The organism is Nonomuraea turcica (assembly GCF_030718205.1).
Classification (GTDB): domain Bacteria; phylum Actinomycetota; class Actinomycetes; order Streptosporangiales; family Streptosporangiaceae; genus Nonomuraea.
Genome location: NZ_JAUZQF010000020.1, coordinates 1 through 19,742 on the forward strand (window position 1 = coordinate 1; position 19,742 = coordinate 19,742).

Consider the following 19,742-nt stretch of genomic DNA (forward strand, 5'->3'; position numbering starts at 1 on the left):
CCCCTCGAGCGCACCAGCCAGCCGGACAGGGACCTCTCGACGATCCACCGGCGCGGCAGAACCTGGCCAGCACAGTTGGATAGTGCCAATAACCATGGCCATGTTCCAACTAACGTGTCACGGCTCATTTGCCTTTCGATTTGCTCACGAGGAACGATTGTAGCGAATCTACAATGTAAAGGCCCGGCCGGGGGTGTACCCGAACGCCCGCCTGAACACGTCGATGAACGCGCTCGCCGACGCCCACCCGCACCGGTGCGCGACGGCAGTCACCGGGAGGCCGTCGGCGAGCAGCAGCAGCGCGTGGTGCAGGCGGAGCTGGGTGCGCCACTGCGGGAAACTCATGCCGAGCTCGCGGCCGCACAGCCGGGCGAGCGTGCGTTCGCTGGTGCCGGCCTGCGCGGCCAGTCGCGCGAGGGTGCTGCCGTCGGCGGGATCGCGGTGCAGGATCGCGCAGACGGCCACCAGTCTGGGGTCTTCCGGGGCCGGTAGGTGGAAGGGCTGCTCGGGCGCGCGTTTGAGGCGGTCGAGCAGAACGGACAGCAGCCGCCCACGCTCTGCGCGGGAGGGACCGGTCCCGGCGGGCGCGTCATCGGTGTAGGCGATGATCAATTCGCGCAGCAGCGGGCCGACGGCCAGGACGGCGGGACGGTCGAGGGCGAGCGGATTGTCGGTGAGGCCCACCAGTCGCAGGTCGGTGTCGCCGTGGGCGCGGTGCTCGTGGACGGTGCCCGCCGGCACCCAGATGGCCCGGTTCGCCGGGGCCACCCACGTGCCCGCGCTCGTGGTGACGGAGAGTACGCCGCGGCAGGCGTACACGATCTGGTGGGTGTCGTGCCGGTGCGCGTCGATGCCGGCGCCGGGCGCGAGCGGCCGCCGCCCGGTGGGCGCTTCGGACAGATGGCGGATTTCCGGCATGGATTGGCATTTTATCGGAAGCGGGCCAGAAGGCACCGGGAAATGATCGAGGGGTGAACAGGATCCCCATGCTCGCCGCCGGTCATGCCACCGTCGATCTCTACCAGGGTGCGGTGCCGGCACTCGTGCCGTTCCTCGTGGCCGAGCGCGGTTACGGCTACGTCGCCGTCTCGGGCGTGGTGCTGGCGGCGACGCTGCTGTCGTCGATCGTGCAGCCGGTGTTCGGCGTGCTGACGGACAGGTGGCGGATGCCGTGGCTGATCCCGGTGAGCATGGTGGTGGCCGGGGCGGGGGTGGCGGCCGGCGGCGTCACCGACTCCTACGTGCTGACCTGGCTGGCCGTGGCGCTGTCCGGGCTGGGCGTGGCCGCCTACCATCCGGAGTCGGCGCGGCTGGCCAGGCTCGCCAGCGCCGGCAGCCATGTGCGGATGAGCTGGTTCTCGCTCGGCGGCACGCTGGGCTTCGCCTCGGCTCCCGTGCTGGTGACGCCGTTGCTGGCGGTGTGGGGTCTGGGCGCCTCGCCGTTTCTGGTGGTCCCGGCCGTGCTGGGGGCGTTGGTGACGCTGCCGGCGATCCTCGCGCCCGCCGGGCAGGAGGCCAGGGTCTCGGTGCCGGTGTCGGGCCGCGACGACTGGCCGTCGTTCACCAGGCTGACGCTGGTGATCGTCTTCCGCTCGGTCGTGTACGTCGGCCTGAGCGCCTTCGTGGCCCTCTTCATGGGTGGCGGGGCGGCGGGCGCGGTGGCGCTGTTCGTGTTGTTCGCCGGTGGGGCGGCCGGGACCGTGCTGGGCGGCAGGCTGGCGGCCCGCTGGGGCCGGGTGCGGACGATGCGCCTGGCCTACGCGGCGGCCGTCCCCGCCGTCGCCGGCGTGGTCCTCGCACCCGGACCCGCCGCCTACGTCTTCATCGCCGCTTCGTCGATCGCCCTGTACGCCCCGTTCTCCCTGCATGTGACGCTGGGCCAGGACTTCCTGCCGCGCCGGGTGGGCACGGCCAGCGGTGTGACCCTGGGGCTGGCGGTGAGTGTGGGCGGCCTGGCCAGCCCTCTGGTGGGCGCGGTCGCGGAGGCGGCCACGCTGAGGACGGCACTGGCCTGCTTGATCGTGTTCCCGTTCCTGGCCTGGCTGCTGGCCCGCACGCTGAGGGAGCCCGCCCCGTGAGCGCCCTGATCGATGAGCTCTGCCGGTCAGCCGGCCGCGGCGTCGCCGCCGTGCCGCAGGCGCAGGATCTCGGCGGCGTCGGCCTCCACCGGCTCGCGATCGGGGCGGAGTCCGCGCCACGACGGGTGGCGCAACATGCCGTCGCCGGTGACCTCGGCGTACTGGACCTCCCCGACCAGGCGCGGCTCGACCCACTGCGCGTCGCGGGCGTGCTCGCGTGGCACGGGCTGGTCGAACGGCGGGTCCGGGCGCTCCAGCGGCGCCAGCCGCTCCCGCAGGTCACGCAGCATGGCCTGGGTGAAGCCGGTGCCGACATGCCCGACGTACAGGAGCCGCCCGCGCTCGTCGTACGCGCCGAGCAGCAGCGACCCGATCGTTCCCGAGCGTCGTCCGCCGCCGGGCTGCCAGCCGCCGATCACGACCTCGACGGTGCTGACGTTCTTGACCTTGGTCCATTCGCCGCTGCGCTTGCCCGGCCGGTACGGCGAGACCATCCGCTTGCACACGACCCCTTCGAGCCCGAGCTGCCGTGAGGAGTCGAAGGCGTGCCTGGCGGCGTCGGCGAACCAGGTGGGCACCTGCCACCGGTAGCCGGGCGTGAAGGTGCCCTCGAGCAGCTCCCTGCGCTCGGTGTAGGGCTGCGAGACCACGCTGGATTCGTCCAGGTGCAGGATGTCGAACGCCATGAACGTCACCGGCACCGCCCTGGCCAGCTCGGCCGTGACGGCAGCCTTGCGCTGGTGCATGCGCGGCTGCAGCGCCTCGAAGCTCGGCCGCCCAGCCTCGTCGAACGCCACGATCTCCCCGTCGACGACGGCGGCGCGGCCTGCCGTGGCTCCGGCCATGAGCTGCAGCTCGGGGTAGGCGGGGGTGATGTTCTTGCCGTTACGCGACATCAGGCGGACGGCGCCCTCCTCGAGGTAGGCGAGAGCCCGCACGCCGTCCCATTTCATCTCCACCGCCCAGCCCGGGCCCTGCACCGAGGCCAGGGTGCCGAGCTGGGCCAGCATCGGCGCGTACGTCGGCAGGCGCACCATGGTGCATGCCGTACCCCGCCCGCTTGATCGACAGTGGTGGATGGCGGTCTGCAGATGGTCAAGCCGGGTACTCACCTGCAAAAATAACTTAGCGTAAGATTTGACTGCATAAAGTATTCAGGCGTGTGATGTTACACAGACACGCCCGGCGGGCAGTGGGGATGGCTCAAAGCTCTTCACGGTCGTGGCCGCGCCCCCGTGGCGGCCACGGCGTCCGCCCCGGCAGGCCCGGTCCGGGGCGGCGACGGCCGCGGGTGCGGCGGAGGCGACTGCCCCCCTCCCGCGGCCGTCGAGTGTCCGGGGAGGACCGGGGAACCGTGTCCCGCAGTGTGGACAGAACGAGATTCAGGGGCCGGACTCCGTAGACTGTGGGGGTGATTTCCCGTATTGACATGCGCGGTTCCCTGCCGGACAACCTGCGCGACGTGTTGCCACGCGCTGAGCTCGACGTCGAGGCCGCCCTGGAGAAGGTGCGGCCCATCTGCGACGACGTGCGCCATCGCGGCGTGGCGGCCGTACGGGAGCTGACCGCCAGGTTCGACGGCGTGGAGATCGCCACTACTCGCGTGCCCGCCGAGGAGATCGAGCGCGCGCTGCGCGAGCTCGACCCCAAGGTGCGGGCGGCGCTGGAGGAGTCGATCAGGCGGACCCGGCTGGTCCACCGCGACCAGCGGCGCGCCGAGGTCACCACGCAGGTCGTGCCCGGCGGCACCGTGACCGAGCGGTGGGTGCCGGTCGACCGCGTGGGCCTTTACGTCCCCGGCGGCCGCGCGGTCTATCCGTCCAGCGTGGTCATGAACGTCGTGCCGGCCCAGGAGGCCGGCGTCGAGTCGCTGGCCGTGACCAGCCCTGCGCAGAAGGAGTTCGGCGGGCTGCCGCATCCCACGATCCTGGCCGCGTGCGCGCTGCTCGGCGTGGACGAGGTCTACAACGTCGGCGGGGCGCAGGCGGTGGCCATGTTCGCCTACGGCACCGAGGAGTGCCCGCCGGCCACCATGGTCACCGGCCCCGGCAACATCTGGGTGGCGGCGGCCAAGCGGCTGCTCAAGGGCCGCATCGGCATCGACTCCGAGGCGGGGCCGACGGAGATCGCGATCCTGGCCGATGAGACGGCCGACCCGGTCCACGTGGCCGCCGACCTGATCAGCCAGGCCGAGCACGACACGATCGCCGCCGCCGTGCTGGTCACCACCAGCCCCGAGCTGGCCGACGCCGTGGAGAAGGAGCTGCCGGGACAGGTCTCGGCGACCAAGCACTCCGCGCGCATCGCCGAGGCCCTGGGCGGCCGGCAGTCCGGCATCGTGCTGGTCGGCTCGCTCGACGACGGGCTCAAGGTGGTGGACGCCTACGCCGCCGAGCACCTGGAGATCCACACCGCCGGCGCCGCAGCGGTCGCCGCGCGGGTCCGCAACGCCGGCGCGATCTTCGTCGGCACGTACGCGCCCGTCTCGCTCGGCGACTACCTCGCCGGGTCCAACCACGTGCTGCCGACGGGCGGCTGCGCCTGCCACTCCAGCGGCCTGTCGGTGCAGTCATTCCTGCGCGGCATCCATGTGGTCGACTACACCCGCGAGGCGCTCGCCGGCGCCGCCGCCCACGTGTCGGTCCTGGCCGACGCCGAAGACCTGCCCGCACACGGCGCCGCGATCCGCGCCCGTTTCGACTGGCGAGTGCCCACGGAGACCCCCGAGTGAACCTGGACGATCTGCCCATCCGCGACGACCTGAGGGGCAAGACGCCGTACGGCGCGCCCCAGATCGACGTCCCGGTCCGGCTCAACACCAACGAAAACCCCTACCCGCCCTCCCCGGAGCTGGTCGACGACCTGGCCGAGGCGGTCCGGGCCCAGGCGGGCGAGCTCAACCGCTACCCCGACAGGGACGCCACCGCCCTGCGCGCCGACCTGGCCGATTACCTCGGGCACGGGCTGAGCACCGAGCAGGTGTGGGCGGCCAACGGCTCCAACGAGGTGCTCCAGCAGATCCTCCAGGCGTTCGGCGGCCACGGCCGCACCGCCATCGGGTTCGAGCCGTCCTACTCGATGCACCCGATCATCACCGGCGGCACCAACACCGAGTGGATCAAGGCCAGCCGCGAGGAGGACTTCTCGCTCGACCCCGGCAAGGCCGTCGCGGCGATCGAGGAGCACCGGCCGGACATCGTCTTCCTGGCCTCGCCCAACAATCCGACCGGCACCGCCCAGCCGATCGAGACGATCGAGGCGGTGCTGGCCGCCGCGCCCGGCATGGTCGTGGTCGACGAGGCCTACGCCGAGTTCGCCCGCGAGGGCACGCCGTCGGCGCTCACGCTGCTGCCCGCTCACCCAAGGCTGATCGTCACCAGGACGATGTCCAAGGCGTTCGCCATGGCGGGCACGCGGCTGGGTTACCTGGCCGCGCACCCGGCCGTGGTGGAGGCGCTGCTGCTGGTGCGGTTGCCGTACCATCTGTCGACCCTCACCCAGACGGCGGCGCGGGTGGCGCTGCGGCACCGCGCGGAGCTGCTCGGCACGGTGGACGCGCTGCGGCGCGAGCGTGACGAGACGGTGACCTGGCTGCGGTCGAAGGGCCTGGCCGTGGCCGACTCGGATGCCAACTTCGTGTTGTTCGGGCGCTTCCCCGACCGGCGCCAGGTGTGGGAGGGGCTGCTGGAGCGCGGTGTGCTCATCCGCGAGGTGGGCCCGCCCGAATGGCTGCGTGTCACGATCGGCACCGGCGAGGAGATGGCGGCCTTCCGCGCCGCCCTGGAAGGGGTCCTGCTGTGAGCGAGCGAACCAATGAACACGGCGCTTCTGCGGTTCACAGGACCGACGAAGGAGGGCCTGCTGTGAGCGAGCGAACCAATGAACACGGCGCTTCTGCGGTTCACAGGACCGACGAAGGAGGGCCTGTGAACCGCGTAGGCCGCGTCGAGCGCGTTACGAAGGAGACCTCGGTCCTGGTGGAGGTCGGTCTCGACGGCACCGGCCGGGTCGAGGTGGCGACCGGGGTCGGGTTCTTCGACCACATGCTGGCCCAGCTCGGCAAGCACGGGCTGTTCGACCTGACCGTCAAGACCGAGGGCGATCTGCACATCGACTCCCACCACACGATCGAGGACACCGCGCTCGCGCTGGGCGCGGCGTTCCGCGAGGCGCTGGGCGACAAGTCGGGTATCAGGCGGTTCGGTAGCGCGTCGTGCCCGCTGGACGAGTCGCTCGCCCAGGTCACCGTCGACCTGTCCGGTCGGCCTTACCTGGTGCACACCGAGCCCGAGGGCATGGCGCCGATGATCGGCCCCGACTACGACACGACGATGACGCGCCACATCCTGGAGTCGCTCGTCGCCCAGGCCGCGATCTGCCTGCACGTGCACGTCCCTTACGGGCGCAACGCGCACCACATCGTGGAGGCCCAGTTCAAGGCCCTGGCCAGGGCGCTGCGCGAGGCGTCCGAGCTCGACCCGCGCGCGAGCGGGGTGCCGAGCACCAAGGGCGTCCTATGACGGACAACCTCATCGCCGGCGTGATGGTGTTCGTCGGGCTGTTCCTGATCGGCGGCGTGTTCTCCCTGGCCAAGCAGGGACTCAAAATCGGTGCCGTCGTCTGCGCGCTCGGCGCGGCGATGGCGATCACGGCGGGGGTGCTGTGGTGGTGACGAAGAAGAACATCGTCGTCCTGGACTACGGGTCGGGCAATCTGCGTTCCGCGGAGCGGGCGCTGGCCAGGGTCGGCGCCGAGGTGACCGTGACGCCCGACTTCGAGGCCGCGCTGAACGCCGACGGGCTGGTCGTGCCCGGCGTCGGCGCGTTCGAGGCGTGCATGAGCGGGCTCAAGAGCGTCCGCGGCGAGCAGATCATCGGCAGGCGCCTGGCCGGCGGCCGTCCGGTGCTGGGCATCTGCGTCGGCATGCAGATCCTGTTCGCCAGGGGCGTCGAGCACGGCGTGGAGACCGAGGGCTGCGGCGAATGGCCGGGCACCGTCGAACGGCTCGACGCGCCCGTGCTGCCCCACATGGGGTGGAACACCGTCAAGGCTCCGGCCGGCAGCGTCCTGTTCGCCGGCCTGGACGCCGCCACCCGTTTCTACTTCGTGCACTCCTATGGCGTGCGCGAGTGGGAGCTGCGCACCGGCGACGGGTTCGCCGAGCCGATCGTGACGTGGGCCGAGCACGGCGTGCCGTTCGTGGCGGCCGTGGAGAACGGCCCGCTCATGGCCACCCAGTTCCACCCGGAGAAGTCCGGCGACGCCGGCGCCGCCCTGCTGAGCAACTGGCTGGGCACCGTTGAGTGAGGGCCGGGCGTTCCCGGCTCGGGAGCGGGCGTGGTGAGCAAGGAGCGGGCGCGCCGCCGGGCCGAGCGCGAGGCCGAGCGGGCCCGGGCGATGCGGGCCAACGAGGAGCGCCAGGCGCGCCTGGCCCGCCGCCGCACCCTTATCGCCAGGCTCACGCCGCGCCCGGTGCGCTTCTCCCGCCAGGGAGGCCTGCTGGCGCGCCGTCACCGGGCCCAGAACGCCCTGGTGGCGCTCGGGTTCCTGCTCGTCCAGGTGATCACCTGGCTGCTGTGGGGGTCGTTCTTCGCCAGCTTCGCCGTCCTCGTCCTGTCCGTGCTGCTCGTACCTGTTGTCGTGACTCTTGCCTTCGACCGGAGGATCTGAATGTCGTCGCTCGTATTGCTGCCCGCCGTGGACGTCGTCGGTGGCCAGGCCGTACGCCTGGTCCAGGGCGAGGCCGGGACCGAGACCGGCTACGGCGCGCCGCTCGCCGCCGCGCTGGCCTGGCAGGAGGCGGGCGCCGAGTGGATCCATATGGTGGACCTGGACGCCGCGTTCGGCCGCGGGAGCAACCGGGAGCTGATCGCCGACGTGATCGGCCGGCTGGAGGTGAACGTGGAGCTGTCCGGCGGCATCCGCGACGACGACTCGCTGGCCGCCGCCCTGGCCACCGGCTGCCGCCGGGTCAACATCGGCACCGCCGCACTGGAGAACCCCGACTGGTGCCGGAAGATCATCGCCGAGCACGGCGACAAGATCGCGGTCGGTCTCGACGTGCGCGGCACGACCCTGGCCGCCAGAGGCTGGACCGAGGAGGCGGGCGACCTGTGGGAGGTGCTCGACCGGCTGGAGGCCGACGGCTGCCCCCGCTACGTCGTCACCGACGTGACCAAGGACGGCATGCTCCAGGGCCCCAACGTGGACCTCTACCGCCGGATCTGCTCCCGTACCGACAAGCCGGTGATCGCCAGCGGCGGCGTCTCCAGCCTGGATGACCTGGTCACACTCGCCGGTCTCGTCCCGGACGGACTGGAAGGGGCCATCGTGGGCAGAGCCCTTTACGCTCACGCGTTCACATTGGAAAACGCGCTTGCCGCGGTGCGCGGGTGACTTCGCCGGGAGGGGGCGGGATGAGCGTAGGTAGCGTCAGCATGCAGAGCATCGGGCCGAGGGTGTTCTCGGGTGGCATCTGGGAGGAGAAGTACGGCTACGCGCGCGCCGTGGTCGTCGGAGAGCGGGTGATCGTCTCCGGCTGCACGGCCACGGTCGACGGCGAGGTGCGCCACGTCGGCGACGCCTACCACCAGAGCCTGACCGCGATCGACATCGCCCTGACGGCCGTCCTGGCGGGCGGGCTGACCCGCGAGGACGTCGTCATGGTCCGTTACTACGTGGTCGAGCAGCGCCACTTCGACCTCGTCGGGCAGGCCATCGCCGAGGTGCTCGGCGAGGTGCGGCCCGCCTGCACGGGCGTACGGGTGGCCGGCCTGGTCGACCCGAGAATGCTGGTCGAGATCGAAATCGAGGCATTGCGAGCATGACCGTAGCGGTAAGAGTCATTCCCTGTCTCGACGTGGACGCCGGCCGTGTGGTCAAGGGCGTCAACTTCGAGAACCTGCGCGACGCGGGCGACCCCGTGGAGCTGGCCAGGCGCTACGACGAGGAGGGCGCCGACGAGCTGACCTTCCTCGACATCACCGCCTCGTCCGGCGAGCGCGAGACCATGCTCGACGTCGTACGCAGGACCGCCGAACAGGTGTTCATCCCGCTCACCGTCGGTGGCGGGGTGCGGTCGGTCGAGGACGTCAACCGGTTGCTGCGGGCCGGCGCCGACAAGGTGTCGCTCAACACGGCCGCCATCGCCCGGCCGGAGCTGCTCACCGAGGCGTCCCGGCGCTTCGGCGCCCAGTGCGTCGTGTTGTCCGTGGACGCCCGGCGTGCGCCGGGCACACCGAGCGGCTTCGAGGTGACCACGCACGGCGGGCGGCGCGGCACCGGCATCGACGCGGTGGAGTGGGCGGCGCGCGGCGAGGAGCTGGGGGTGGGAGAGATCCTGCTCAACTCGATGGACGGTGACGGCACGCTCGACGGCTACGACCTGGAGATGCTGCGGGCGGTCCGGGCGGCCGTGCGGGTTCCTGTGATCGCCAGCGGCGGGGCCGGGCGTCTGGAGGACTTCCCGCCGGCGGTGGCGGCGGGCGCGGACGCCGTCCTGGCGGCCAGCGTCTTCCACTTCGGCACGCTCAAGATCTCCGAGGTCAAGAACACGCTCCGCATGGCGGGCCACCCCGTCCGCTGACCTGCCGGCCGGCACTGCGGCGTTCAGAACACCCGCAGGTGGTTGAACAGCTCATAGGAGGCGTCCTTCGCGCCGAACGCGGCCGCCTCCGACCGCTTGACGGCCAGGTACGCGCTGCGCCGCAGCGGCCCGAGCGCCTCCATGAGCAGTTCGTCGGCCTCCAGCGCGTCCAGCGCCTCGTCCAGCGACGACGGCAGGCGCGGGTATCGGCCGGGCCGCGTGTCGGGGTCCACGTCCACGGGCGCCCCCGGGTCGAGCTTGCGCCGGATCCCGTCCAGGCCGGCGTGGATCACGGCCCCCAGCGACAGGTACGGGTTGGCGGAGGAGTCCGACGGCTTCAGCTCCAGGTTCAGCTCACCGGTCTCACCGATCGGCGAGCACACGCGTACGGCGGCCTCCCGGTTGTCGAGCCCGTACACCGCGTACGCGCTGGACCACATGCGGGGCGCCAGGCGGCGGAAGCTGTTGACGCTGCCGCACGTCAGCGCGGTCAGGGCGGGCAGGTGGGCGAGCAGGCCGCCGATGAAGCCGTCACGCACCTCCCCGTCGGCGGCGAAGACGTTGCGGGTGTCGTTCCACAGCGACAGGTGCAGGTGGGCGCCGTTGCCGGCCTGGTCGGCCAGCGGCTTGGGGGCCAGCGTGGCCCACAGCTGCATCCGCAGGGCCACGCCGCGCACGGTCTCCCTGAACAGGACGTGGTTGTCGGCGGCCCGCAGCGCGGGCGCGTGCCTGATCGACAGCTCCTGCTGGCCGGGCCCCAGCTCCGGGTGGTAGTGCTCGACGCGCAGGCCCTGTGTCTCCAGGGCGCGGATGAGCTTGACGGTGTAGTCGTGCGCCGTGTCGAACCCGGCGTTGGCATAGCAGAGCGAATCGTCAATCGGCACCAGCCGGTCCGGGCCGCCTGTCGGGTCGGGAAGGCGGCGGCCCAGAGTGAACTCCGGCTCGAACGCCGCCTGGAGCGTGTAACCCTCCGTGGCCAGCTCGGCGATCGCGTCCTTGAGAAATGTCCGCGCGCACGCCTCCCACGGCGAGCCGTCTGGCCGCCGCAGATCCGACAACATCGCCGCCGCGCCGGGTGCGTGAGGCAAAGGGACGTACGTGGCAGGGTCGGGGACGATGCGGACCTCGCCCACCGGACCCATCTGCTCGACGTCCTGGAGCTGGTCGAGCATGTTCATCGCCATCATGGCCACCGTGTGCCCGATGCCGGTGTTGAGCCGTTCGGCCAACCGTGATCGGGAAGCCGCTTTACCACGAATGACGCCACCGTGGTCGGCGTACAGAAAACGAATCAGCTCGATGCCCTCGAGCTCGGCGCGTTCGAGAATGCGCCGGACGTTCGGATCAAGCTGATTGATCTTGCTGCCGCTAGGGCGATCTCTCATCCTGCCTGCGTAGCACGATCTGGCAGCGCGGGGAAGCGTCTGCCACAGGCAGAACCCTCGCTAGGCCAGAACCCTGGTAAAGAATGTCGCCAACTGATTGGCTCCTTGGACGATTCCGTCGAACACACCTCTGACCGCGTCGGCGGCCTGGTCCGGCTGGGTGAACAGGTAGAAGATCACGAACGCGACAGCCGCGTAGGTGATCACCTTCTTGACCTGCATAGGGGCCTCCTGCAGTCCATTCCCAGCCGTATATACCCGGATCTGGGCGATCACTGGCATCCTCTGTGAAGATGTTCATGATCCTAACCGGGGGCTTCCTTTCCTCTGCCATGGTAAAGGCTTGGCTTGATGCGCGAGCACTTACCACGCCGGGTTTCCGCGATGGGTGAGCCGGAGCAGGAGGGCTACATGCCCAGGGAGGCCGCGCGCAGCTGGGAGACGGCGTGGGGCTCGCCGGTGAGCTCCACGCGGGCGTGCTCCTGGCGGCCGAAGCAGAACATCAGCAGCTCGGAGGCCGTCCCCGTCACCTCCACCCGGGGGCCCTGACGGGGGCCGCCGAGCGCGACGCCGCCGCCGAGGCGGTGCAGGACCACGCCCACGGGTGACTTGCGCAGCATCAGCCTGGCGCCGTTCGCGACCCGCTTCCAGATGAGCCGGTCGAGGTCGGCGGGCAGCTCGCGCGGCTCCCAGGACGGCTGCGCGCGGCGCACGTCTTCGTGGTGCACGAAGAACTCCAGTGCGTTGACGGCCTCGTCGAGGAACGGCAGCATGCCGTAGACGCCACCCGGCTTGCGCACCATGGCGACCAGTTCGGGATAGGGGTGCTTGGCCTTGAGCCCGTCCTGGACCGAGGCGGTGTAGCCGGCCAGGGGCTTGAGCGCGATCCCGCCCATCGCGTCGGGCCGGCGCTCGCGCAACACCAGGTGGGCGGCCAGGTCGTAGGTGGTCCAGCCCGCGCAGAGCGTCGGCGCGTCCGGCCCGAGCCGGTCGAGCAGGTCGCAGAGCGCGGCGCGTTCGCTACGAGCGTGAGTCACGTGGTCAACCCTACCCGTGGGAATAACTGGTTGATCAGAGGTGATGTAGTGACTTGCGTACAGACGTCAGCTGAAGGGGAGCCTACCGAGTGGCGAGCAAGGTCACCTCGGCCGTGATGCGCCAAGGACTACGGGTCCTTGGGGTGGCCGTTCGCACCGAGAAGGCGGTCTTCACGCTGGCCGTGCTGGCCAGCGCCGTCTATGGCGGCATGACCGTGGCCTCGGCCTGGGCGCTCGGCTGGGCCACGCAGCACGTGCTGCTGCCCTCGTTCGCCGAGGGCCGGGTGGCCACGGGGGCGCTGTGGACCGGGGTGTTCCTCATCATCGGCACGGCGCTGCTCAAGGCGTTCGGCGTGGCGGGCCGCCGCATCCTGGCCGGGATCATGCAATATCGCATGCAGGCCAGGTCGCGCAGGGACGTCACCCAGCAGTATCTGCGGCTGCCGCTGTCCTGGCACCACCGGCACCCCACCGGGCAGCTGCTGTCCAACGCCAGCGCCGACGCCGAGGCGGCCTGGGCGCCGCTCGCGCCGCTGCCGATGGCCGTCGGCGTGGTCGTCATGCTGGTCACGGCGGCGATCGCGATGCTCTTCACCGACCTCGTGCTCGCGCTCGTCGGCTTCCTCATCTTCCCGGCCATCGCCGTGCTCAATCTCGTCTACCAGCGCAAGCTGAGCCCGCTCGCGACCCGCGCGCAGCAACTGCGCGCCGAGGTCAGCGAGATCGCGCACGAGAGCTTCGACGGCGCGCTCGTCGTCAAGACCCTCGGCAGGGAGGACCTGGAGACCGAGCGATTCCAGCGCCGCGCCCACGAGCTGCGCGATGCCAACATCGCCGTCGGCCGGGTGCGCGGGCTGTTCGACCCGATGCTCGAGGCGCTGCCCACGATCGGCGTGCTGGCGGTGCTCGCCGTGGGCGCGCTGCGTCTGTCCGGGGGCTCCATCGTCGCCGGCGACCTGATCCAGGTCGCCTACCTGTTCACGCTGCTGGCCTTCCCGATCAGGGCGCTCGGCTGGGTGCTGGCGGAGCTGCCGCGCAGCGTCGTCGGCTGGGAGCGGGTGCAGGCCGTCCTGGAGGCGACGGGCTCCATGGCGTACGGCGATGCCGCCACGACCTCCCCGGCGCCCGCCGAGCTGGAGGTGCGGGGGGTGTCGTACCGCTACGGCGAGGCGGAAGTGCTGCACGACGTCACCTTCGACGTGCCGGCCGGCCGGACCGTCGCCCTCGTCGGGCCCACCGGATCCGGCAAGTCCACGCTGGTGCAGCTGCTCGTGCGGCTGGTCGACCCTGACACGGGACAGGTCGTGCTCGACGGCGTCGACCTGCGGGAGCTGGCGTACGGCGGGGTCGCCGCGTCGGTGGCGCTGGTGCCGCAGCAGACGTTCCTGTTCGACGACACCGTGCGCGGCAACGTCGCGCTAGGCCTGGAGAGCGCCGACGAGGACGTGTGGTCCGCGCTGCGCCTGGCCCAGGCCGACGGCTTCGTCGCCAGGCTGCCCGACGGCCTCGGAACCCGCGTCGGCGAGCGCGGCGCGACCCTGTCCGGCGGACAGCGTCAGCGACTGGCCCTGGCCCGCGCGATCGTGCGCCGGCCCCGCCTGCTCGTGCTCGACGACGCGACCTCCAGCGTCGACCCCCAGGTCGAGGCCAGGATCCTGTACGGGCTCCGGGACGCCGCCGAGGCGTCCACCGTCGTGGTCGTCGCCTACCGCATGGCCACCATCGCGCTGGCCGACGAGGTCGTCTACCTCGACCACGGACGGGTCGTGGACCGCGGGCCGCACGAGGAGCTGCTGGCCCGCTGCGCGGGCTACCGCAACCTGGTGACCGCCTACGAGCGCGAGGAAGCCGAGCGCGCCGCCATCGACATCCAGACCGAAGACGAAAAGATCCTCAAGGGAGAGGAAGACGTGCTGGCGGGAGAGGAAGAGGGAGTCAGCGCATGACGACGCAGAGCATCCAGCGCGACTCCGGCCGCTCGGCGCTGGCCACCATCCGCACGGGCCTGTCGCTGACGCCCGAGTTCCGCAAGGGGCTCGCGGGCACGATGGTCCTGGCCGTCATCGCGACCGTGGGCAAGATCATCGTGCCGATCGCGGTCCAGCAGACGATCGACACGGGGCTCAAGGGCGGCGCCCCGGACATCTCGTACATCACCGCGGCCGTCCTCGTGTGCGCGGCGGCCGTCGTGCTCACGGCGTTCGCCGGCTACGTCATGAACGTCCGCCTCTACAAGGCCACCGAGTCGTCCCTGGCGACCCTGCGCGTCCGCGGCTTCAGGCACGTGCACGACCTGTCGGTGCTCACCCAGAACACCGAGCGCCGCGGCGCCCTGGTCTCACGCGTCACCAACGACATCGATCAGATCAGCACCTTCATGCAATGGGGCGGGCTGATGATCATCGTGGCGTTCGGGCAGCTGCTGGTGGCGACCGTGCTGATGTTCGTCTACTCCTGGCAGCTGACGCTCGTGGTCTGGGCGTGCTTCATCCCGCTGATGATCGCCCTGCCGCGCTTCCAGCGGCTGCTGTCGCGGGCGTACACGGTGGTGCGCGAGCGCACCGGCGACATGCTCGCCGCGATCAGCGAGTCCGTCGTCGGCGCCGCCGTCATCCGGGCCTACGCGTCGGAGCGGCGTACCGCCGAGCGGATCGGCAAGGCCGTGAACGCCAACAGGTCCGCCCAGGTCAGGGCGCAGACCATCGTCGGTTTCGTGTTCCCGCTGACGGAGATCGTGGCCGCCGTCGCGATCGCCGGCATCGTGCTGCTCGGTGTGCGGCTGGGCCTGTCGGGCGACATCACGCAGGGCGAGCTGGTGGCGTTCCTGTTCCTGGTCACGCTGTTCGTGTCGCCGCTGCAGACCGCCACCGAGGTCCTCAACGAGGCCCAGAACGCCGTCGCCGGCTGGCGGCGCATCCTCGGCGTGCTGGACACGCCGGCCGACGTGGCCGACCCCGGTGAGAAGGGCGTGGAGCTGCCGCGCGGCCCCATCTCCGTCGCCTTCGAGGAGGTGCACTTCTCCTACCCCGCAGGCCCGCCCGTGCTGCGCGAGGTCACGCTCGAGATCCCGCCCCGCTCCCGCATCGCGGTGGTGGGGGAGACCGGCTCGGGCAAGACCACGTTCGCCAAGCTCCTGACGCGGTTGATGGACCCGGGCTCGGGACGGGTCACGATCGACGGCCACGACCTGCGCGACGTGCGCTTCTCCTCGCTGCGCGAGCGCATCGTCATGGTGCCGCAGGACGGGTTCCTGTTCGACGGGACGCTGGAGGAGAACATCCGCTACGGCAGGCCGGGGGCCAGCCGCGCGGAGATCGAGCTCGCGCTGACCGAGCTGGGCCTGGCGGACTGGCTCGAGGGTCTGCCGACCGGCCTGGACACGCCCGTCGGCCAGCGGGGCGAGTCGCTGTCGGCGGGCGAGCGCCAGCTCGTCGCCCTGGCCCGCGCCTACCTCGCCGACCCCGACCTGCTCCTGCTGGACGAGGCCACCTCAGCGGTGGACCCGGCCACGGAGGTACGGCTGGCCCGCGCGCTCGAAGGCGTGACCCGCGGCCGTACTGCCATCTCGATCGCCCACCGCCTGTCCACGGCCGAGAACGCCGACGAGGTGCTGGTGTTCGACGCGGGCCGCCTGGTTCAGCGCGGGGCGCACGCCGAGCTGGTGAACGAGCCGGGCGTGTACGCCGACCTGCACGCCTCCTGGATCTCCGCCGCCCACTCGTGACGATCACTCGCAGACGGCGGCGAACGTCACGGTCGTCCCCTGGGGCCCCGACACGATCGTGATGTGATCGCACAACATCCGCGTCAGCCACAATCCCCGCCCGCGGCCCTCGAACCACGCGGGCGGGCTCATGTCGCCCAGCCATCCCGGCGGCAACCCCGGCCCCTCGTCGCTCACCTCGCACCACAGCCGCCCGCCGTACGCCCACAGCCGCAGCCGCCCGTGCCCGCCGCCGTGCACCACCGCGTTGGTGGTGATCTCGTTGGCCGCCAGCACGAAGTCCTCCAGACGCCGCCCCGTCATCCCCTCGGAGGCGGCGTGCTCGGCGACCGCCCTGCGCAAGAATGTGACCCGCCCGCGCGCGATGCTCGCGCACCACACCTGCCTGCACATCGGCTTACACATGTGAGCCGCACCTCGCCCGCCCGGCGAACGGCAGGCGGACGTGACCACCCGGATCCGGGCCGAGAACGGACCCCGCGACGTGCATGGCGGCACCTCCCCCTAGCACGCGTCGCCGAAGAAAATACCCCTCGCCACGCCATCACGTAGTGCATTCTCTGCAAAACCCACCGTGATGTGACGCTGATCGGTGTACCTTTTCGGCCGGGGCCGCCCACGGGCAGGAGCGCCCGGCGTGGGCAGGGGGCATGAGGAGCATGAGTGTGGATGTGCTGGAGATGACGCGACGCCGACATGGCGAGCTCGTGGTGGTCAGCCTGGCGGGAGAGGTGGACGTCGACAACGCGTCCCGGGTCCGGCGGTGCCTCGACGAGGCGGTGGAGACCCACGGACCCCGGCTGGTGGTGGATCTGACCGCGCTGACGTTCATCGACACGACGGGGCTCGGGGTCCTCGTGCGCCAGCTGGCCGACCTGCGCGCGCGCGACGGCAGCATGGCGCTGGTCGCGCCGGACGGCCAGGTGCTACGGCGGCTGCGCAGGACCAACCTGGCCCCCCTCTTCCCGATCTACGACACCCTCTCCCAGGCCCTGGCCTGAGGCACGAGGCGGCGCCGGTTGAAGGGGCCGGTTGAAGGGGCTGGTTGAATGGATGCCATGTCCCTCGACCCCAAGATCGCCGCCCGGTTGAAGCGCAACGCCGACGGCCTCGTCGCCGCCATCGCCCAGCAATACGACACCGGCGAGGTGCTCATGCTGGCCTGGATGAACGACGAGGCGCTGCATCGGACGCTCACCACCGGCAGGGCCACCTACTGGTCGCGCAGCCGCGGCGAGTTCTGGGTGAAGGGTGACACCTCCGGGCACGTCCAGCACGTCAAGTCGGTGGCCCTCGACTGCGACGGCGACACCGTGCTTGTCAAGGTCGACCAGGTCGGTGCCGCCTGCCACACGGGCGAGCGCACCTGCTTCGACGCCGACCAGCTCGAGACCGCGATCGGCTAGGCGCGTTCCATGGATTCCAACCGCAGGGAGCTGTGGGCCTGGCTGGCGCTGACCGTCCTGGGCTGCCTGCTGGTGCTGCTGGCCGCCGGGCGGGAGTGGGCGCGGGTCGCCCACCCGGCGGCGACGGCCCCCACCGGCGGCGACCTCAGCCCTGTCCTGACACCCGTGGCGCTGGCCGGGCTGGCCGGCGTGGTGGCCGTGCTGGCGACCAAGGGTGTGGGCCGCCGCGCCGTCGGCGCGCTGCTGGCCCTCTGCGGCGCCGGCGCGGCCTGGGGCACGTGGACGGCGCTCGACGGCGCCACCGTGACCGGCTGGGTCCACGAGCACAACGCGCTGCGCTCCTCGCTCGGGCACCTGCCCTGGGAGATCGCCCCACTCTGGCCCGTCGTGGCGGGCGCCGGAGCGGCCCTGATGATCGCCGGGGGAGTCGTCGCGATCGCGCGCGGCGGCAGGTGGGCGGGCATGTCCGCCCGTTACGAGCGCGGCGGAGCCCGCGCGGGCGAGAGTGGCGCGAGCTCCGCCGCGCCGGCGCACGACGACAAGGCGCTCTGGGACGCCCTCGACCGGGGAGACGACCCCACCCGTTAGCCGCCGCAAGGCCCAATGTTACGAACTATCCACTGTTCTGAAACCTCGGTCGGCCTGGCCGTCGTTCCTCAATAAGCTGCCGTTGCAATTCGCCACGAACACTAGGAGCCAGGCGCATGAGCTACGGGGATCAGGGCGGAAACGGCGGTTATGGCGCGCAGCCGCCCGGCGGAGGATACGGTCAGCAGCCGCCCGGCGGCGGGGGCTATGGCGGGGGTGGCTACGGCCAGCAGCCGCCGAGCAGTGGCGGATACGGCGGCGGGTACGGTCAGCAGCCCTCGAGCGGTGGCGGCTATGGGCAGCAGCCTCCGAATAGCGGCGGCTATGGGCAGCAGCCTCCGAGCGGTGGTGGATATGGCGGATATGGGCAGCAGCCGCCCAGCTATCCGCAGGAGCCGCTCGGCTACGGCCAGATGCCGCCCAGTGGCGGGTTCGGCCAACAGCCCGGGGGCTACGGCTACAACCCATACGGCCCGCCGCAGCAGCCCAGGTCGACCAACGGCATGGCGGTGGCCTCGCTCGTCCTGGGCATCATCGGCCTGATTTTCTGCGGATTGACCAGTCTCCCCGGTGTGATCCTCGGCCACATCGCGCTCAACAAGATCAAGCGCACGGGCGAGGAGGGCCAGGGGATGGCGGTGGCGGGCCTGGTGACCTCGTACATCACGGTCGTGTTGTGGGCCCTATGCTGGATCATTTTCGGCGGCCTGTGGCTGTCTCTGCTCGGCCTCAGCGCAGCCGCCTCATCCTCTGCCGGCTACTGACGAGTAACGGTCACTTGCGTAGCCGGACCGTGACGGGCTGCTTGCGGTCCGATTACGAATTGTCCGCAAATTGGATGTTGCTCCACGTAGGAGATGGTTTCTCGCTAGGCTGCCGCGCACTCGCCACAAAGATGACGAATTGAGGAGTCATAGGATGACCTACGGTAACCAGGGCGATGGCGGCTACGGCTCGCAGCCGCCCGGCGGCGGCTACGGCCAGCAGCCCCCCAGCGGTGGTGGCGGCTACGGCCAGCAGCCGCCCAGCGGTGGCGGTGGCTACGGCCAGCAGCCGCCCAGCGGCGGCGGTTACGGCGGCGGCTACGGCCAGCAGCCCCCGAGTGGTGGCGGCTACGGCGGCGGGTACGGCCAGCAGCCGCCCAGCGGTGGCGGCTACGGCGGGCAGCAGCCGCCGGACAACCACCTGGTCCCTGCCATCCTCACCACGCTGTTCTGCTGTCTGCCGCTCGGCATCGTGTCGATCGTCAAGTCGTCGCAGGTCAACTCGAAGTGGCAGGCCGGCGACTACCAGGGATCCGTGCAGGCCTCCGAGGAGGCCAAGAAGTGGTGGAAGTGGAGCCTGATCGCCGGCGCCATCTGGTGGGTGCTGATCATCATCTTCTATGTCGTGGTGTTCGTCATCGCCGCCTCGAGCATGCCGTCCGGCTCCTACTAGGCCCCCGTACGGGACGATCGGCATCCAGGGAAGGCGGATACTGAAACCATGGGCATCGCAACAACCGAGCGGCACGGCACCGACCGGCTCAAGGGCCTGCTGGCGCCGCTCGGTGTTGCGGCCGGGGCGGGCGCCGTGTTCGCGTTCGTTGGCGCGGTCGATCCCAACGAGCCCGGCCACTACCCGACCTGCCCCTTCCTGTGGCTGACCGGCCTCTACTGCCCCGGCTGCGGCACGCTGCGCACCATTCACGCCCTGGCCCACCTCGACCCGGTGGCGGCGCTCGGACTCAACCCGCTCGCGGTGGTGATGATCCCGTTCCTGCTGTTCTGGTGGGGCAGGTGGGTGGTGCGCGCCTGGCAGGGCAGGCCCAGGCGCACGACGCTGGCCCATCCGGCGTGGCTGTGGGCCTTCCTCGGGGTCGTCATGGTCTACTGGGTTGTCCGTAACCTGCCGTTCGGGGCGTTCCTCGCCCCCTAGTCCTGCCCCCTGTGGTGAGGCG

The 19,742-nt window shown here is 71.0% G+C and carries 24 protein-coding genes; 18 read left to right on the forward strand and 6 right to left on the reverse strand.

What is annotated here, in order from left to right; translation table 11 throughout:
• Positions 1-168 precede the first annotated feature (168 nt).
• Positions 169-918: an AraC family transcriptional regulator gene (locus Q9G87_RS41055; protein ID WP_305922007.1), complete on the reverse strand. Its 750-nt coding sequence runs from the start codon at positions 916-918 to the stop codon at positions 169-171.
• A 53-nt stretch (positions 919-971) separates the two neighbouring features.
• Between Q9G87_RS41055 and Q9G87_RS41060 the strand changes: the two genes are divergently transcribed.
• Entirely contained in the window at positions 972-2,078 is a 1,107-nt protein-coding gene (locus Q9G87_RS41060) for an MFS transporter (protein ID WP_305922008.1), read from the forward strand.
• A gap of 26 nt (positions 2,079-2,104) precedes the next feature.
• Here the strand turns inward: Q9G87_RS41060 and ligD are convergent, their stop codons facing one another.
• Positions 2,105-3,115, reverse strand: coding sequence for a non-homologous end-joining DNA ligase (ligD, locus tag Q9G87_RS41065; RefSeq protein ID WP_305922009.1), 1,011 nt, complete (start codon positions 3,113-3,115; stop codon positions 2,105-2,107).
• 374 nt (positions 3,116-3,489) lie between these two features.
• Here ligD and hisD point away from each other — a divergent pair, with 374 nt between their 5' ends.
• From hisD to hisF, 9 genes are all read left to right on the forward strand, one after another.
• Positions 3,490-4,809, forward strand: coding sequence for a histidinol dehydrogenase (hisD, locus tag Q9G87_RS41070; RefSeq protein ID WP_305922010.1), 1,320 nt, complete (start codon positions 3,490-3,492; stop codon positions 4,807-4,809).
• On the forward strand, positions 4,779-5,879 hold the full coding sequence (locus Q9G87_RS41075; RefSeq protein WP_371825907.1) for a histidinol-phosphate transaminase: 1,101 nt from the start codon (positions 4,779-4,781) through the stop codon (positions 5,877-5,879). Before hisD ends, Q9G87_RS41075 begins: the two co-directional genes overlap by 31 nt.
• Positions 5,880-6,004: 125 nt before the next feature.
• Positions 6,005-6,598 carry an imidazoleglycerol-phosphate dehydratase HisB gene (hisB, locus tag Q9G87_RS41080; protein WP_305922012.1) on the forward strand — a complete coding sequence of 198 codons (594 nt, stop codon included), beginning with the start codon at positions 6,005-6,007 and terminating at the stop codon, positions 6,596-6,598.
• A complete protein-coding gene (locus tag Q9G87_RS41085; protein ID WP_305922013.1) occupies positions 6,595-6,750 on the forward strand; it encodes a hypothetical protein in 156 nt (51 codons plus the stop codon). The genes hisB and Q9G87_RS41085 overlap by 4 nt, the downstream gene beginning before the upstream one ends.
• Positions 6,744-7,385: an imidazole glycerol phosphate synthase subunit HisH gene (hisH, locus tag Q9G87_RS41090; RefSeq protein ID WP_305922014.1), complete on the forward strand. Its 642-nt coding sequence runs from the start codon at positions 6,744-6,746 to the stop codon at positions 7,383-7,385. The genes Q9G87_RS41085 and hisH overlap by 7 nt, the downstream gene beginning before the upstream one ends.
• 33 nt (positions 7,386-7,418) lie before the next feature.
• Positions 7,419-7,748, forward strand: a complete 330-nt coding sequence (locus Q9G87_RS41095) for a hypothetical protein (RefSeq protein ID WP_305922015.1) — start codon at positions 7,419-7,421, stop codon at positions 7,746-7,748.
• Complete coding sequence (priA, locus tag Q9G87_RS41100; protein WP_305922016.1) at positions 7,749-8,474, forward strand: bifunctional 1-(5-phosphoribosyl)-5-((5-phosphoribosylamino)methylideneamino)imidazole-4-carboxamide isomerase/phosphoribosylanthranilate isomerase PriA; 726 nt, start codon at positions 7,749-7,751, stop codon at positions 8,472-8,474.
• A 20-nt stretch (positions 8,475-8,494) separates the two neighbouring features.
• On the forward strand, positions 8,495-8,905 hold the full coding sequence (locus Q9G87_RS41105) for a Rid family hydrolase (protein ID WP_305922017.1): 411 nt from the start codon (positions 8,495-8,497) through the stop codon (positions 8,903-8,905).
• Complete coding sequence (gene hisF / locus Q9G87_RS41110) at positions 8,902-9,663, forward strand: imidazole glycerol phosphate synthase subunit HisF (protein WP_305922018.1); 762 nt, start codon at positions 8,902-8,904, stop codon at positions 9,661-9,663. The genes Q9G87_RS41105 and hisF overlap by 4 nt, the downstream gene beginning before the upstream one ends.
• Positions 9,664-9,686: 23 nt before the next feature.
• On the opposite strand, the gene Q9G87_RS41115 is transcribed toward hisF, so the two are convergent.
• The 3 genes from Q9G87_RS41115 to Q9G87_RS41125 form a co-directional block, all read right to left on the reverse strand.
• Positions 9,687-11,048: a glutamine synthetase family protein gene (locus Q9G87_RS41115; protein ID WP_305922019.1), complete on the reverse strand. Its 1,362-nt coding sequence runs from the start codon at positions 11,046-11,048 to the stop codon at positions 9,687-9,689.
• Between the two features lie 60 nt (positions 11,049-11,108).
• On the reverse strand, positions 11,109-11,270 hold the full coding sequence (locus tag Q9G87_RS41120) for a hypothetical protein (RefSeq protein ID WP_305922020.1): 162 nt from the start codon (positions 11,268-11,270) through the stop codon (positions 11,109-11,111).
• A gap of 185 nt (positions 11,271-11,455) precedes the next feature.
• Complete coding sequence (locus Q9G87_RS41125) at positions 11,456-12,085, reverse strand: TIGR03085 family metal-binding protein (protein ID WP_305922021.1); 630 nt, start codon at positions 12,083-12,085, stop codon at positions 11,456-11,458.
• Positions 12,086-12,201: 116 nt separating this feature from the next.
• On the opposite strand from Q9G87_RS41125, the gene Q9G87_RS41130 reads away from it, so the two are divergent.
• Both Q9G87_RS41130 and Q9G87_RS41135 read left to right on the forward strand, forming a co-directional pair.
• On the forward strand, positions 12,202-14,031 hold the full coding sequence (locus Q9G87_RS41130; protein WP_305922230.1) for an ABC transporter ATP-binding protein: 1,830 nt from the start codon (positions 12,202-12,204) through the stop codon (positions 14,029-14,031).
• Positions 14,028-15,809: an ABC transporter ATP-binding protein gene (locus Q9G87_RS41135; RefSeq protein ID WP_305922022.1), complete on the forward strand. Its 1,782-nt coding sequence runs from the start codon at positions 14,028-14,030 to the stop codon at positions 15,807-15,809. The genes Q9G87_RS41130 and Q9G87_RS41135 overlap by 4 nt, the downstream gene beginning before the upstream one ends.
• A gap of 3 nt (positions 15,810-15,812) precedes the next feature.
• Here the strand turns inward: Q9G87_RS41135 and Q9G87_RS41140 are convergent, their stop codons facing one another.
• Positions 15,813-16,214, reverse strand: coding sequence for an ATP-binding protein (locus Q9G87_RS41140; protein ID WP_305922023.1), 402 nt, complete (start codon positions 16,212-16,214; stop codon positions 15,813-15,815).
• A gap of 254 nt (positions 16,215-16,468) precedes the next feature.
• Here Q9G87_RS41140 and Q9G87_RS41145 point away from each other — a divergent pair, with 254 nt between their 5' ends.
• The 6 genes from Q9G87_RS41145 to Q9G87_RS41170 all read left to right on the forward strand — a co-directional run bounded on the left by Q9G87_RS41145 (position 16,469) and on the right by Q9G87_RS41170 (position 19,720).
• Positions 16,469-16,810, forward strand: coding sequence for an STAS domain-containing protein (locus Q9G87_RS41145; protein WP_305922024.1), 342 nt, complete (start codon positions 16,469-16,471; stop codon positions 16,808-16,810).
• A 48-nt stretch (positions 16,811-16,858) separates the two neighbouring features.
• Entirely contained in the window at positions 16,859-17,215 is a 357-nt protein-coding gene (hisI, locus tag Q9G87_RS41150; RefSeq protein WP_305922025.1) for a phosphoribosyl-AMP cyclohydrolase, read from the forward strand.
• Between the two features lie 9 nt (positions 17,216-17,224).
• Positions 17,225-17,803: a Trp biosynthesis-associated membrane protein gene (locus tag Q9G87_RS41155; RefSeq protein ID WP_305922026.1), complete on the forward strand. Its 579-nt coding sequence runs from the start codon at positions 17,225-17,227 to the stop codon at positions 17,801-17,803.
• Positions 17,804-17,919: 116 nt separating this feature from the next.
• Positions 17,920-18,567: a DUF4190 domain-containing protein gene (locus Q9G87_RS41160; protein ID WP_305922027.1), complete on the forward strand. Its 648-nt coding sequence runs from the start codon at positions 17,920-17,922 to the stop codon at positions 18,565-18,567.
• 154 nt (positions 18,568-18,721) lie between these two features.
• The gene (locus Q9G87_RS41165; protein ID WP_305922028.1) at positions 18,722-19,240 is read left to right on the forward strand and encodes a CD225/dispanin family protein; all 519 of its coding nucleotides are present in this window, start codon (positions 18,722-18,724) and stop codon (positions 19,238-19,240) included.
• 48 nt (positions 19,241-19,288) lie between these two features.
• Positions 19,289-19,720 carry a DUF2752 domain-containing protein gene (locus Q9G87_RS41170; protein ID WP_305922029.1) on the forward strand — a complete coding sequence of 144 codons (432 nt, stop codon included), beginning with the start codon at positions 19,289-19,291 and terminating at the stop codon, positions 19,718-19,720.
• Positions 19,721-19,742 lie beyond the last annotated feature (22 nt).

Excerpts from the sequence above, each read along its gene's own strand:
- Q9G87_RS41055 (WP_305922007.1), bottom strand. The coding sequence starts at position 918 with ATGCCGGAAATCCGCCATCTGTCCGAAGCGCCCACCGGGCGGCGGCCG.
- ligD (WP_305922009.1), bottom strand. The coding sequence starts at position 3,115 with ATGGTGCGCCTGCCGACGTACGCGCCGATGCTGGCCCAGCTCGGCACC.
- Q9G87_RS41085 (WP_305922013.1), top strand. The coding sequence starts at position 6,595 with ATGACGGACAACCTCATCGCCGGCGTGATGGTGTTCGTCGGGCTGTTC.
- priA (WP_305922016.1), top strand. The coding sequence starts at position 7,749 with ATGTCGTCGCTCGTATTGCTGCCCGCCGTGGACGTCGTCGGTGGCCAG.
- Q9G87_RS41105 (WP_305922017.1), top strand. The coding sequence starts at position 8,495 with ATGAGCGTAGGTAGCGTCAGCATGCAGAGCATCGGGCCGAGGGTGTTC.
- hisF (WP_305922018.1), top strand. The coding sequence starts at position 8,902 with ATGACCGTAGCGGTAAGAGTCATTCCCTGTCTCGACGTGGACGCCGGC.
- Q9G87_RS41115 (WP_305922019.1), bottom strand. The coding sequence starts at position 11,048 with ATGAGAGATCGCCCTAGCGGCAGCAAGATCAATCAGCTTGATCCGAAC.
- Q9G87_RS41120 (WP_305922020.1), bottom strand. The coding sequence starts at position 11,270 with ATGCAGGTCAAGAAGGTGATCACCTACGCGGCTGTCGCGTTCGTGATC.
- Q9G87_RS41130 (WP_305922230.1), top strand. The coding sequence starts at position 12,202 with ATGCGCCAAGGACTACGGGTCCTTGGGGTGGCCGTTCGCACCGAGAAG.
- Q9G87_RS41135 (WP_305922022.1), top strand. The coding sequence starts at position 14,028 with ATGACGACGCAGAGCATCCAGCGCGACTCCGGCCGCTCGGCGCTGGCC.
- Q9G87_RS41140 (WP_305922023.1), bottom strand. The coding sequence starts at position 16,214 with ATGTGTAAGCCGATGTGCAGGCAGGTGTGGTGCGCGAGCATCGCGCGC.
- Q9G87_RS41145 (WP_305922024.1), top strand. The coding sequence starts at position 16,469 with ATGAGTGTGGATGTGCTGGAGATGACGCGACGCCGACATGGCGAGCTC.
- hisI (WP_305922025.1), top strand. The coding sequence starts at position 16,859 with ATGGATGCCATGTCCCTCGACCCCAAGATCGCCGCCCGGTTGAAGCGC.
- Q9G87_RS41155 (WP_305922026.1), top strand. The coding sequence starts at position 17,225 with ATGGATTCCAACCGCAGGGAGCTGTGGGCCTGGCTGGCGCTGACCGTC.
- Q9G87_RS41160 (WP_305922027.1), top strand. The coding sequence starts at position 17,920 with ATGAGCTACGGGGATCAGGGCGGAAACGGCGGTTATGGCGCGCAGCCG.
- Q9G87_RS41165 (WP_305922028.1), top strand. The coding sequence starts at position 18,722 with ATGACCTACGGTAACCAGGGCGATGGCGGCTACGGCTCGCAGCCGCCC.
- Q9G87_RS41170 (WP_305922029.1), top strand. The coding sequence starts at position 19,289 with ATGGGCATCGCAACAACCGAGCGGCACGGCACCGACCGGCTCAAGGGC.